Below are 12,020 nucleotides of genomic sequence, written 5' to 3'. Positions count from 1 at the left end.
TCTTCGATCTCTCCGTCCCGTTAGGCTGCATTGCCCTGCTCGCGGCCCGGACCAAGAGCTGCGTGCCCCGCCCCCGGAAGCGAACCGGAGTCGACCATACCGGCAGCCGCCCCGATCACAAGTCCCCCCTTGCTCCCCCACGAATAAGGCGAGAGGGCGAACCAGCAATTCCCTCAATTACCGGGCATGACGCACCAATTCATAGGCTTCCCACAGATCCTTCCCCTTGTAGGAATGCGTCGCGAGACCGGAGAGCGCAGCGTCCGCGTTGACCGCGACGGAGACCGGCACCACGCCGAACAGGTCCGTGTCCGACGATGAGTCGCCATAGGCGATGCAATCGGCGCGGGCTACTCCGAACTTCTCGCACAGCAGGTCAGCGATCTCGACCTTGGCCGCAGCACTGAGCACTCCAGCAGGGTCCACAGGCTCAGTGAACGGGAGAGCGGGAAAGCGGGATCCATAGGCCGCGTGCGCGCCCCAGGCCGTGAGACGTTCGACGAAGAACGACGGCGAGAGCGAGATCACGGCGCAGTAGTCGCCCTGCGCCGTGGCCTCCGCCCAGACGTCACGGATGCGCGTCAGCCACGGTGCGCCCTCGAAGGCGGCGGACACATGCGCCTCGGTGAGATCCCTCCATAGCCCGTGCACCCTCGTCGCATACTCCGGCGGCCCGATCTCCCCCGCAGAGATCGCCTGCTCCAGCAGCACCGTCTCAGCCTCAAGTCCGAGCTGCCGTGAGATCTCCATGGGCGCGGAGGTGCCATGAAGCAACGTGCCGTCCAGGTCGAAGAGATGAAGTCTCGCCATGGGCCTTGAGGCTAATGGGACGCGCATGCGGCACTCTGCGCGAGTGCAGTCCGAACGAGCCGAGTCCGAGCGCCCAATGGCCTCCGTTCGCCCTGTTTCACGTGAAACCTCCGACACTCGTGGATGCGCTGTGCGCCTCGCCATGACATGGCCAAAAGGTCGTACAACTCCCCGGAAACAGGTGGACGCAGCGGGCACCCGTCGGACAGCCTGACCTGCGTGCCGACTCCTTTCCTCACTTCTCTGCCCATCCGTCGTCTGACGCTTCGTGACCTCACGGCCTGCGCCGACTTGTCCGAGGATCGGAGGTGGCCGCGCGAGCAGCACAAGTGGAGCTTGCTCCTCGCGGCCGGAAAGGGCTTCGGCATCGATGACCCGGCCGGAGGGCTCGTAAGCGCCTGTGTCGTCACCGAGTACGGTCCCCGGGAACGCCCCGACCTCGGTGCCATCGGCATGGTCCTGGTCGCCGAGCGGTACGCCCGCCAGGGCGTCGGCCGCCGGTTGATGCGGCACGTCGTGTCCGAGCTGGGCACCACGCCCCTGACACTGCACGCCACGCCGAACGGCCGCCCGCTGTACGAGGAAATCGGCTTCAAGGTCACCGGCCGGGCCGAAATGCTGCATGGGCACTTCACGCCGGGCGGCCGCAAGCCCGAGGTCACCACGCGTGCCGCCACCGCCGAGGACCTCACGGCGATCCTCCGGCTCGATGAGGAGGTGTTCGGCACCGATCGCACGCACCTCATCACCCGCCTGCCCGCCTTCGCCGATCGGCTGTGCGTGGCCGAAGAGCGCGGCCGGATCGTCGGATACGCGGCCGCCTGGCCCAATATGGACACGCATGTCGTGGGTCCGCTGATCGCCCATGACACGGAGACCGCCAAGGCCCTGATCGCCTCCCTGGCCGCCCATACGAACCGTCGACTGCGCACGGACATCGATGTGCGCCATGAGGAGCTGTTGGTGTGGGCGAAGGAGCGAGGTATGGCCTCCGTGGCCTTCAACGCGGTCATGACGTACGGCATCTCGGAACTGCCCGGCGACTGGACGCGGCGGTTCGCCCCACTCACGGTGGCCGCCGGCTGAGATCCCTCGATACGCCGGCACCGGTCACAAGGGCATGGGTGTGCTCTCACGGCGCTCCAGGGCGGCCGAAAGGAATGCCAGGACCAGCGCCGCAGCAGCCAGGATGGCACCCACCAGTTGGGTGCGGTGTAGCCGAGACCGCCCGCGATGACGAGGCCGCCTAGCCGGGCCGACAACGCGTTGCCGAGGGTGAAGGCGCCCATGTTCACGGCCGAGGCCAGGGTCGGGGCGCCGTACGCCTGGTCGAGGACCCGCTTCTGCAGGGGTGGGACGGTGGCGAAGCCCAGGGCACCGACGAGGACGATCGTGACCGCCGCGAGAACCTTGTTGTGCGCGGTGAGCGTGAACAGCGCGAGGACGACCGCGAGGACGCCCAGCGAGACATACAGCATGGGCATCAGGCCCGGTCGGCGTACTTGCCGCCGACGAGATTGCCGCCCACCATGCCGAGGCCGAAGAGGAGCAGCAGCCAGGTGACAGAGCCGTCGGCGAAAAGCCGGCGACGTCAGTCATCATCGGCGCGATGTAGGTGATGGCCGCGAAGACGCCGCCGAAGCCGAGCACGGTCATCGCCATGGCGAGCTGCACCTGGGCCTTCTTGAACGCGGCCAGTTCGTCGCGCAGGCGCACGCCTTCGGGCTTGCACAGGCCGGGGACGAGAGGCCGACGACGCCGAGAGCGGCGACGCTGCGCGAGGCCCTCGACGAGGCCGCCAGGAATCCCGAGCTGGCTCCGCTGGTACGTGTCGTGGAGTCGCTGAACCTGCCCGCATAGGGTGCGGGCATGGGAGATCTTGAAATACGTCCCGCGGTCAAGGACGACGTCCCCGCGATCGTGGCCATGCTCGCCGATGACCCCTTGGGGGCCCAGCGCGAATCCCCGGACGACCTGACCCCCTATCTGGCGGCTCTGGAGCGCCTCAGCGGCGATCCGAACCAGCACTTGGTCGTGGCCGTAAGGGAGGGCCGGATTGTCGGGACCCTGCAGTTGACGATCATCCCCGGGCTGTCCCGGAAGGGATCGACCCGCTCGATCGTTGAGGCAGTACGCATCCACGCGGACGAGCGCGGCGGCGGTCTCGGTACACAGCTCATCGAGTGGGCGGTCGACGAATCACGGCGCCGACACTGCCGGTTGGTGCAGTTGACGTCCGACGCCTCCCGCACTGATGCGCATCGCTTCTATGAGCGGCTGGGCTTCGACGCCTCGCATGTGGGGTTCAAGCTCATGCTGTGACGGAGGGGCCCTGTTTCACGTGAAACAGGGCCCCTCTCATGTCCTACGCGCCCGTCCCCTGGTTACCGAATGCCCCGCCAGCCTGCCGGATCGACTCCACCTGGTACAGAAGCCGCCTCGTCGTACGGCTGACGTGTGAACACGAACGACCCGAGGTCCAGATGGTCCACTGTCCCGTCCGCCCGCCGTACGGCCCGTAGAAGCTCTCCGGCGTAGTAGCTCTCCAGGCCGGTCCAGGTGCCGTCGCCGTTCGACCGGAAGCGCGAGCGCCGGCCGGTGCCGGACAACGGCTCCAGTGAAACCCCCTCGGCGGCCGTGAGCCGCAGGGCGAAAGCGTGCGTCCCCCAGTACCACTGCCCCGTCAACTCCAGTGCGGACCGGTCGACTTCCGGCAGGGGGCGCCAGGGTTCGGGAATGCGCGGCTCAGCGTCGGCGACGATGCGTACGAGGTCGGGGCCGACCGTGCCCAGCAGGGGCCCGGACGTGCAGTTGGCCAGCACCACCGACGCGACGTCGTCCTCCACGCTCATCGTGAGGTTCGCCAGGAAACCCGGCAGCGAGCCCGAGTGCCCCACGAGCAACCGGCCGTCCCTGCTCTGGAGCTGCATGCCGAGACCATAGGTCACACCGTCCACGACATCCGCCACCTCAGCGGGTGCCGCCGGCGTCCACATCTCCCGTACCGTCTCCGCGCTCAACACCTGGCTGTCTCCCTTGGCGAGGAAGACCGAGAATCGCGCCAAATCGCCGGTCGTGGACCAGAGTTGACCGGCCGCAGCCATCCGTCCGAGGTCCTCGGCCGGCTCGGGCGACATCACATCGGCCCAGGGATGCACGGCCCAGCCACCCGCATGCGGCGCCTGAGGTTGAGCACTCGTGCGGTTCAGGCCCAGAGGTTCGAGCACTTCACGCCGTAGTACGTCCTCCCAAGCAGCTCCCCGCAGCTTCTCGACGAGCGCGCCCAGCATCGTGTAGCCGGGGTTCGAGTAGTGGAAGCGGCGGCCTACGGGATGCACGAAGGGCTGCTTTCCGAGCACGTCGGCGAGATCGGGGCGCAGGGTCCCTGGTATTCGCTCCCACCAGGGCGCGGGCGACTCGGCCGCCAACCCGCTTGTGTGCGCGAGGAGATCGGCGATCGTGGCCTCCCCCGCGCCGGTACCCGGCAGATGCTTCTCCAGCGGATCACCGAGGTCGAGCACTCCCTCATCGCGCAGCCTCAGCACAAGAACGGCTGTGAAGGTCTTGGTGATCGAGCCGATCCTGAACTGCATGTTCTCGTCGGGCGCGTGTCCGTCCACTGAGGTCCGGGCACCGTGCCACACCGTCCGCCCGCCCCGTACGACAGCCGCGACCAGCGACGGCGCACGTCCTTCGGCCTGGGCAACCGCGATCCGGTGCAGCAGCGCCCTGCGCGTGCCGGGAAGAAGCTCATCCTGAGTTGTCGTCATACTCCTCAGTCCATCCGCCGGGACGGCACACGTCGAGCGCATTTCCGCGTGCCCGCCCGTCGGATGAGGCTCGGTAGCTGGTGGCCATCGCGGCGGCGCGGTCGCGTAGGGAGGTGCGCAACGACTGCGGGCCCAGGGCTTCCGCGTCCGTGCTGAGCTGCCACAGCGCCCACTCGGCGTGGCGTGAATCCTGGAAGGTCACTTCCAGCCGCAGCCAGCCGTCTGTGTCGGGGGCTTCTGCGCGGACGGCCAGCGCGGTGTCCAGCAGGTCCTCACGGCGTGCCGGGTTCACCCGCACCAGCACGGTGATGTGGTCGCCGCCAGAGAGAAACTACGCCGAGCGCTCCCGCCAGATCCGGTCCAGATCGACCCGGTTTGGCCGCTGTGCCGTTTCGGGGAGCTCCTCGGCGGCCAACATCCGCGACAGCCGGTAGGTGCGGTCCGCGCCAGATCTCGTGGCCAGCAAGTAGCCCCGGTCGCGTACCGTGACCAGGCCGATCGGGTCCACCGTGCGCCACCGTGCTGTCTGGCCCGCGGCCGCGTAGTGGATGCGCAGCTTGTGTCCGGCGAGCACCGCGCGCCGCACCTCGATCATCGTGGCGTCGGGTACCTCCTCAGTGACCAGCCGGCGTGAGAGCAGATCGGTCTCCGGGTCGACGAGAAGTCGCTGGACCGCATCGCTCGCGGTGGCCCGGTGGCCCGGTGGCTTTCGGGCAGCGCGTCGACCACCTTTCGCATAGCCGAAGCGAGCGCCGAGCCGAGGCCGAATACCTGCTCGCCGCGCCCCGATCCGGCGGTCAGCAAGGCAAGGGCTTCGTCGTGGTTCAGACCGGTGAGCTCGGTCCGGAAGCCGGGCGACAACGCGAATCCGCCGTACCGGCCACGTTCGGCGTAGACCGGGACGCCGGCCGCGGACAGCGCCTCGATGTCGCGCAGCACGGTGCGGGTGGACACCTCCAACTCACGGGCCAGCGTGTCCGCAGTCAGCAGACCGCGCTGACGCAGTAGCAGCACCAGCGAGACCAATCGGTCGGCGCGCATGCGAGGACGTTATCGAAATACGTGACCAAGGATGTCGTGTTTTGTTGCGAGGCTCGTCAACACGACGTCGAAGCTGACGGCTACCGAGCCGATGGCCGTACGTACTCCCCGTAAATCGAATGGAGCTGACGTGGCAATGGAACGAACGGCGGTCAACCCGGTGACGTGGTCTGCCGAGTTGGGGTTCAACCAGGGGGAGGTCGTCTCCGGGCACACCCGGACCCTGTACGTCTCGGGGCAGACGGCGATGAGCGACGACGGCAGGCCCCAGCATGACGGCGACATGGCGGGGCAGTTGGCGCTGACCATCGCCAACCTGGAGGCCGTGCTCGACGAGGCCGGCATGTCTCTCGCGAACCTCGTCCGCCTCAACGTCTACACGACCGACGTCGACCTGCTTTTCCAGCACTACGGCGTGCTGGCGGCGCGGTTGGGCACCGCCGGGGTGGCGCCGACCACCACGATGCTCGGGGTGACGCGGCTGGCGATCCCCAGCCACATGGTCGAGCTTGAGGCGACCGCCGTCGCGTGATGCGACCTCGCCGCCTCTGCCACCAGTGCCGGCCGGACCGGCACAAGGAGCAGGCAGATGACCCTACAGCCGTCGAATCAGGTCTGTGCCATGTCCACGAAACGCGAGTAGTGCCCCTGGAAGGCGACCGTGATCGTAGCCGTCGGGCCGTTACGGTGCTTGGCCACGATCAGATCGGCCTCGCCCGCTCGCGGCGACTCCTTCTCGTAGGCGTCCTCGCGGTGCAGCAGGATCACCATGTCGGCGTCCTGCTCGATGGAGCCGGACTCACGCAGGTCGGAGACCATCGGCTTTTTGTCGGTCCGCTGCTCGGGACCACGGTTCAGCTGGGAGAGCGCGATGACCGGGAGCTCCAGCTCCTTGGCCAGCAGCTTGAGGTTACGGGACATGTCCGAGACCTCCTGCTGACGGCTCTCGGCCCGTTTGGAGCCACCGGACTGCATCAGCTGGAGGTAGTCGATGACGACCAGCTTCAGGTCGTTGCGCTGCTTCAGTCGACGGCACTTGGCGCGGATCTCCATCATCGACAGGTTCGGGGAGTCGTCGATGTAGAGCGGGGCGGCCGAGACGTCCGGCATCCGGCGGGCCAGGCGCGTCCAGTCCTCGTCGGTCATAGTGCCGGATCGCATGTGGTGCAGGGCGACGCGGGCCTCGGCGGACAGCAAACGCATCGCGATTTCGTTGCGGCCCATTTCGAGGGAGAAGATGACGCTCGGCAGGTTGTGCTTGATCGACGCGGCGCGCGCGAAGTCGAGCGCGAGCGTGGACTTGCCCATGGCAGGACGCGCGGCGATGACCACCATCTGCCCCGGGTGCAGCCCGTTGGTCAGCGAGTCGAAGTCGGTGAATCCTGTGGGCACACCGGTCATCTCGCCGCTGCGCGAACCGATCGCCTCGATCTCGTCGAGCGCACCTTCCATGATGTCGCCGAGCGGCAGGTAGTCCTCACTGGTGCGCTGCTCGGTGACCGCGTAGATCTCGGCCTGGGCGCGGTTGACGATCTCGTCGACGTCGTCGTCGGCCGCATATCCCATCTGGGTGATACGGGTACCCGCCTCGACCAGGCGGCGCAGGACGGCCCGCTCGTGCACGATCTCGGCGTAGTACTCGGCGTTCGCAGCCGTCGGCACGGTCTGGACAAGGCCGTGGAGATACGACGCACCGCCCACCTTGTTGATCTCGCCGCGCTTGGTCAGCTCGGCGGCGATCGTGATCGGGTCGGCCGGCTCTCCTTTCGCATAGACGTCGAGGATCGCCTGGAAGATCGTTTCATGCGCGGGCTTGTAGAAGTCGTGGCCCTTGAGGATTTCGACGACGTCGGCGATGGCGTCCTTGGACAGAAGCATGCCGCCGAGGACGGATTGCTCGGCGTCGAGGTCCTGCGGCGGTACACGCTCGAAGGAGGTGCCCCCGCCGTCCCAGGTGCCGTTCTCCCGGCCGCGGTCGTGCTGTTCGTCGCGGCCACGGCCTCCGTCGCCGCGTCGGCGAGACGCGGGGAGACGATCACCTGGACCGGTATCGGCCCACGGGTCGTCCAAGGGCTCGGAAATACTCACCGAGCCACCTCCTCCCGTCCGCCCAGCGGACCTCGCCGCGCCTCTCTTTTCTACGGCACGGCACTGACAAATAAGAGGCCCAACTCCGCTTCTGACGCGTCGGATTTGTGATGGTTTTCGAGCCGACGGGCGGAGTAGGCGTCGGACCACCGTAGGCCCCGCGGCACCGTCAGCCAATCTGGTTATCCACAGGCCATGTGGACGACGGTCCCGATGCTGTGGAGAACTCCGCAAAACCTGTGCACGACACGGTGGACAGGCCTGTGAACAAGCCCCCGCCCCCGCCACACAAACGGCTTTGACCTGCACTTTTACCATCCACCGGCTGTGCAGAAGAAAAAACTTCTTCGCCGGATCAAGATCGCTTCAAACCGCACACAAAGCTACACCGGCCGAGACAGTCAGTAAGGGTCACTAATACATTGCATCTCTTACCTGTGGACGGTTAGATTGATGCTCATGACACAGGCCCCCGCGACCCCCAGGACTGTTCGGCGACAGCACGATCGAGAGATCGTCGCACTGGCCGTCCCGGCCTTTGGCGCACTTGTCGTCGAGCCCCTCTTCGTCATGGCCGACAGCGCGATCGTCGGCCATCTCGGCACGGCGCAGCTCGCCGGACTCGGGGTCGCCTCGGCCCTCCTCGTGACAGCCGTCAGCGTCTTTGTCTTTCTCGCCTACGCCACCACGGCGGCCGTTGCCCGACGCGTCGGCGCCGGCGACCTCCAGTCCGCCATCCGCCAGGGCATGGACGGCATCTGGCTCGCGCTACTCCTCGGCGCAGCCGTCGTGGCCGTCGTCCTGCCTACGGCACCAGCCCTCGTGGACCTCTTCGGTGCCTCGGACACCGCGGCGCCATATGCGACCACCTATCTGCGGATCTCATCGCTTGGCATACCGGCCATGCTCGTCGTGCTCGCCGCGACAGGGGTCCTGCGCGGACTACAGGACACCAAGACGCCTCTGTACGTCGCAATCGCTGGCTTCGTCGCCAATGGCGTCCTGAACGTGGGACTCGTTTACGGCGCCGACCTCGGCATCGCCGGATCCGCCTGGGGCACTGTCATCGCCCAGTGCGGTATGGCGACGGCCTACCTCGTGGTGGTCGTCCGGGGCGCCCGCAGCCATGGCGCTTCGCTGCGCCCCGACGCTGCCGGGATCCGGGCATCCGCGCAAGCAGGCCTGCCCCTGCTGGTGCGCACGCTTTCCCTGCGGGCGATCCTGATGATCGCCACGGCCGTAGCAGCCCGCCTCGGCGATGCCGATGTCGCGGCACACCAGATCATCCTGTCCCTGTGGAGTCTGCTCGCCTTCGCGTTGGATGCCATAGCGATAGCCGGGCAGGCCATCATCGGACGCTATCTGGGCGCCGGGGACACCGAGGGTGCCCGCGCCGCATGCCGACGCATGGTGGAGTGGGGTGTCGCCACCGGAGTCGTCCTGGGACTGCTGGTCATGCTCACCCGTCCACTGTTCCTGCCAGTGTTCACCAGTGACTCCGTGGTCAAAGACGCCGCCCTGCCCGCTCTGCTGGTGGTCGCCCTCTCACAGCCGATCTGCGGCATCGTGTTCGTCCTGGACGGCGTCCTGATGGGCGCGGGAGACGGACCCTACCTGGCATGGGCGATGGCGGTCACCCTTGCGGTCTTCCTCCCCGTCGCGCTGCTCATCCCCACACTCGGCGGAGAACTCACCGCAGTCTGGGCCGCCATGACACTGATGATGACCGTCCGGATGCTGACCTTGTGGCTGCGCACCCGCTCGGGCCGCTGGATCGTCACCGGCGCGACGCGCTGAGGGTTTCACGTGAAACATGAGCAGATGGAGGCCCGCCACGAGCAATGGGCTCATGAGGCGCCATCGACCGAAGCTCCGCCCCCTGACCGGCCGCATGCGGTCACGTTGTTTCACGTGAAACACCCGGCAAGCAGAGAGGGCCGCTCCCCGAAGGGTGCGGCCCCACACACTGCTCTCGCGAGCGCAGCACTTACGCCGCGACGACCTCGATGCTGACCTTGGCGGCAACCTCGGGGTGCAGACGCACGGACGTCTCGTGAGCGCCCAGGGTCTTGATCGGTGAACCGAGCTCGATCCGTCGCTTGTCGACCTCGGGGCCACCGGAAGCCTTGATCGCGGAAGCGATGTCGGCCGGAGTGACGGAACCGAAGAGACGACCGGCGTCGCCGGAGCGGACAGCCAGGCGGACCTTCACGCCCTCAAGCTGGGCCTTCACGGTGTTGGCCTGCTCGATGGTCTGGATCTCGTGGATCTTGCGAGCACGACGGATCTGCTCGACGTCCTTCTCGCCACCCTTGGTCCAACGGATCGCGAAGTTCCGCGGAATCAGGTAGTTGCGAGCGTAACCGTCCTTGACGTCGACGACGTCGCCCGCGGCACCGAGGCCGGAGACCTCGTGGGTCAGGATGATCTTCATGTGTCGGTCACCCTTCCCTTATCGCGCGGTGGAGGTGTAGGGCAGCAGCGCCATCTCACGGCTGTTCTTGACGGCCGTGGCGACATCACGCTGGTGCTGCGTGCAGTTGCCGGTCACGCGGCGGGCACGGATCTTGCCGCGGTCGGAAATGAACTTCCGCAGCATGTTCGTGTCCTTGTAGTCCACGTACGTGACCTTGTCCTTGCAGAAAGCGCAGACCTTTTTCTTCGGCTTGCGCACAGGCGGCTTCGCCATGGTGTTTCTCCTGTGTGATCAAGAAGTTTGGGGTACGACCCGCCTTCGGCCACGGGCACCTGGGCCCGAAGTTCTAGAAGGGGGGCTCGTCCGAGTAGCCGCCGCCACCGCCGCCGGAGTTTCCACCCCAGCCACCGCCGCCGCCCTGCTGGCCACCGGCGGGAGCGCCGGTCGCCCACGGGTCGTCGGCGGAAGCACCGCCACCGCCCTGCTGACCGCCGCCGGGGCCACCGCCCCAGCCGCCGCCACCCTGGCCGCCACCGCCGCCGTAACCACCCTGGCCACCGCGGCCGGCGGTCTTGGTGACCTTGGCCGTGGCGCTGCGCAGGCTGGCGCCGACTTCCTCGACATCCAGCTCGTAGACCGTGCGCTTGACGCCCTCACGGTCCTCGTAGGACCGCTGCTTCAGCCGGCCCTGCACGATGACGCGCATGCCTCGCTGGAGCGACTCGGCGACGTTCTCCGCCGCCTGACGCCAGACCGAGCAGGTGAGGAACAGGCTCTCGCCGTCCTTCCACTCGTTCGTCTGCCGGTCGAAGGTGCGGGGCGTGGACGCGACACGGAACTTCGCGACCGCCGCACCAGAGGGGGTGAAGCGCAGCTCGGGGTCATCGACAAGATTGCCGACGACCGTGATGACGGTCTCGCCTGCCATGGGGAACCTCTCGGCGGGTTTGCTGCTGCTGGCTGCTAGTGCTGCTACTCAGAGTCCCGAGTTCAGCTGAGCGGGAGAGCTCAGTGGGTCTCGGGGCGGAGGACCTTGGTCCGGAGGACCGACTCGTTCAGGTTCATCTGGCGGTCGAGCTCCTTGACGACCGCAGGCTCGGCCTGCAGGTCGATGACCGAGTAGATGCCCTCGGGCTTCTTCTTGATCTCGTACGAGAGACGACGACGGCCCCAGGTGTCGACCTTCTCGACCTTGCCGTTGCCCTCGCGGACGACGGAGAGGAAGTTCTCGATCAGGGGGGCGACAGCGCGCTCCTCCAGATCGGGGTCGAGGATGACCATCACCTCGTAGTGACGCATATGGAACCCACCTCCTTTGGACTCAGCGGCCACGGTCGTTCCGTGGCAGGAGGGTTGTGATGCGTACGCAACGGTATCGGCCGCCACTGACAATCGGGGGTTCCCCTGGGAATTCCGAGCCGTGGCATGGGCATACACCGGTGCAGAGGGTAAAGAGTACCCGCACACCTGCTTCCGGTTGAAATCCGGTCGCTGGAACCGACAATCTGTACACATCGGGTGTGTATGGCGCTACGATGCGCCGTCTTCCGCAGGAGGTGCCCTATGGCACAAGCATTGCGACCCAACACCGTCGGAGGCCTCTTCGCCACCGACGGCAAACCCCACCCGCTCCAGGACACGCTGCTCGCGGTGACGCTGGTACTGGGGATCACGTCCTTCGTCACGGCGATGTTCCACAGCCTGCACCTGCTCAGCTCCTGGACCGGCCTGGTGGGGATCGTCACCGGCGCCTACGGGCAGTGGATCTCCGTTACGACCCGCGAACGCTTCGGCCTGATCCTGGGTCTTGGAGCGGCAGGTGTCGGCTTCTTCCTCGGCATGGCACACGGCGGTCTCTTCGGCGGGGTCTTCGGCTGACGCCTTAGAACACCCTC

Annotated in this window: 12 protein-coding genes and 3 pseudogenes; 6 read left to right on the top strand and 9 right to left on the bottom strand. The window is 67.0% G+C overall.

From position 1 onward, the window contains the following. Positions 1-177: 177 nt before the first annotated feature. A complete protein-coding gene (locus GFH49_RS18800) occupies positions 178-810 on the bottom strand; it encodes an HAD family hydrolase (RefSeq protein WP_155057216.1) in 633 nt (210 codons plus the stop codon). Between the two features lie 219 nt (positions 811-1,029). Between GFH49_RS18800 and GFH49_RS18795 the strand changes: the two genes are divergently transcribed. Then, positions 1,030-1,896 carry a GNAT family N-acetyltransferase gene (locus tag GFH49_RS18795; RefSeq protein ID WP_155057213.1) on the top strand — a complete coding sequence of 289 codons (867 nt, stop codon included), beginning with the start codon at positions 1,030-1,032 and terminating at the stop codon, positions 1,894-1,896. Positions 1,897-1,920: 24 nt separating this feature from the next. Here the strand turns inward: GFH49_RS18795 and GFH49_RS18790 are convergent. Continuing rightward, positions 1,921-2,556: pseudogene (locus tag GFH49_RS18790) on the bottom strand (MFS transporter); the annotation flags it as partial. A gap of 21 nt (positions 2,557-2,577) precedes the next feature. On the opposite strand from GFH49_RS18790, the pseudogene GFH49_RS40200 reads away from it, so the two are divergent. Further along, positions 2,578-2,670 (top strand): annotated as a pseudogene (locus tag GFH49_RS40200) (MarR family transcriptional regulator); the annotation flags it as partial. Between the two features lie 9 nt (positions 2,671-2,679). Further along, complete coding sequence (locus GFH49_RS18780; RefSeq protein WP_155057211.1) at positions 2,680-3,132, top strand: GNAT family N-acetyltransferase; 453 nt, start codon at positions 2,680-2,682, stop codon at positions 3,130-3,132. Positions 3,133-3,194: 62 nt separating this feature from the next. On the opposite strand, the gene GFH49_RS18775 is transcribed toward GFH49_RS18780, so the two are convergent. Both GFH49_RS18775 and GFH49_RS18770 read right to left on the bottom strand, forming a co-directional pair. Then, positions 3,195-4,580, bottom strand: a complete 1,386-nt coding sequence (locus tag GFH49_RS18775; RefSeq protein WP_155057209.1) for a serine hydrolase domain-containing protein — start codon at positions 4,578-4,580, stop codon at positions 3,195-3,197. Continuing rightward, positions 4,561-5,621, bottom strand: a pseudogene (locus GFH49_RS18770) (helix-turn-helix transcriptional regulator). Before GFH49_RS18770 ends, GFH49_RS18775 begins: the two are co-directional and overlap by 20 nt. A 136-nt stretch (positions 5,622-5,757) precedes the next feature. On the opposite strand from GFH49_RS18770, the gene GFH49_RS18765 reads away from it, so the two are divergent. Then, on the top strand, positions 5,758-6,153 hold the full coding sequence (locus GFH49_RS18765) for a RidA family protein (RefSeq protein ID WP_155057299.1): 396 nt from the start codon (positions 5,758-5,760) through the stop codon (positions 6,151-6,153). Positions 6,154-6,230: 77 nt separating this feature from the next. Here GFH49_RS18765 and dnaB read toward each other — a convergent pair whose 3' ends face one another. Then, on the bottom strand, positions 6,231-7,709 hold the full coding sequence (gene dnaB / locus GFH49_RS18760) for a replicative DNA helicase (RefSeq protein WP_155057207.1): 1,479 nt from the start codon (positions 7,707-7,709) through the stop codon (positions 6,231-6,233). A gap of 453 nt (positions 7,710-8,162) precedes the next feature. Here dnaB and GFH49_RS18755 point away from each other — a divergent pair, with 453 nt between their 5' ends. Beyond that, positions 8,163-9,506, top strand: a complete 1,344-nt coding sequence (locus GFH49_RS18755; protein WP_196218043.1) for an MATE family efflux transporter — start codon at positions 8,163-8,165, stop codon at positions 9,504-9,506. 190 nt (positions 9,507-9,696) lie between these two features. On the opposite strand, the gene rplI is transcribed toward GFH49_RS18755, so the two are convergent. From rplI to rpsF, 4 genes are all read right to left on the bottom strand, one after another. Then, positions 9,697-10,143, bottom strand: a complete 447-nt coding sequence (gene rplI / locus GFH49_RS18750; protein WP_155057203.1) for a 50S ribosomal protein L9 — start codon at positions 10,141-10,143, stop codon at positions 9,697-9,699. An 18-nt stretch (positions 10,144-10,161) separates the two neighbouring features. Further along, positions 10,162-10,398: a 30S ribosomal protein S18 gene (rpsR, locus tag GFH49_RS18745; protein WP_003949403.1), complete on the bottom strand. Its 237-nt coding sequence runs from the start codon at positions 10,396-10,398 to the stop codon at positions 10,162-10,164. Positions 10,399-10,471: 73 nt separating this feature from the next. Further along, positions 10,472-11,053 (bottom strand): single-stranded DNA-binding protein, encoded by a 582-nt coding sequence (locus tag GFH49_RS18740; RefSeq protein ID WP_155057201.1) that lies wholly within the window; start codon positions 11,051-11,053, stop codon positions 10,472-10,474. A gap of 80 nt (positions 11,054-11,133) precedes the next feature. Further along, positions 11,134-11,424: a 30S ribosomal protein S6 gene (gene rpsF / locus GFH49_RS18735; RefSeq protein WP_005482942.1), complete on the bottom strand. Its 291-nt coding sequence runs from the start codon at positions 11,422-11,424 to the stop codon at positions 11,134-11,136. 264 nt (positions 11,425-11,688) lie between these two features. On the opposite strand from rpsF, the gene GFH49_RS18730 reads away from it, so the two are divergent. Next, the gene (locus tag GFH49_RS18730; protein WP_155057199.1) at positions 11,689-12,003 is read left to right on the top strand and encodes a hypothetical protein; all 315 of its coding nucleotides are present in this window, start codon (positions 11,689-11,691) and stop codon (positions 12,001-12,003) included. The last annotated feature ends 17 nt before the right edge of the window (positions 12,004-12,020 follow it).

Source organism: Streptomyces blattellae (genome assembly GCF_009709555.1).
Lineage (GTDB): Bacteria > Actinomycetota > Actinomycetes > Streptomycetales > Streptomycetaceae > Streptomyces > Streptomyces blattellae.
This window is presented reverse-complemented; position numbering and strand designations above follow the sequence as displayed.

Coding starts and splice junctions, on each gene's coding strand:
- rpsF (WP_005482942.1), bottom strand. CDS start 11,424: ATGCGTCACTACGAGGTGATGGTCATCCTCGACCCCGATCTGGAGGAG.
- GFH49_RS18800 (WP_155057216.1), bottom strand. CDS start 810: ATGGCGAGACTTCATCTCTTCGACCTGGACGGCACGTTGCTTCATGGC.
- GFH49_RS18775 (WP_155057209.1), bottom strand. CDS start 4,580: ATGACGACAACTCAGGATGAGCTTCTTCCCGGCACGCGCAGGGCGCTG.
- GFH49_RS18740 (WP_155057201.1), bottom strand. CDS start 11,053: ATGGCAGGCGAGACCGTCATCACGGTCGTCGGCAATCTTGTCGATGAC.
- GFH49_RS18755 (WP_196218043.1), top strand. CDS start 8,163: ATGCTCATGACACAGGCCCCCGCGACCCCCAGGACTGTTCGGCGACAG.
- rpsR (WP_003949403.1), bottom strand. CDS start 10,398: ATGGCGAAGCCGCCTGTGCGCAAGCCGAAGAAAAAGGTCTGCGCTTTC.
- rplI (WP_155057203.1), bottom strand. CDS start 10,143: ATGAAGATCATCCTGACCCACGAGGTCTCCGGCCTCGGTGCCGCGGGC.
- GFH49_RS18765 (WP_155057299.1), top strand. CDS start 5,758: ATGGAACGAACGGCGGTCAACCCGGTGACGTGGTCTGCCGAGTTGGGG.
- GFH49_RS18780 (WP_155057211.1), top strand. CDS start 2,680: ATGGGAGATCTTGAAATACGTCCCGCGGTCAAGGACGACGTCCCCGCG.
- GFH49_RS18730 (WP_155057199.1), top strand. CDS start 11,689: ATGGCACAAGCATTGCGACCCAACACCGTCGGAGGCCTCTTCGCCACC.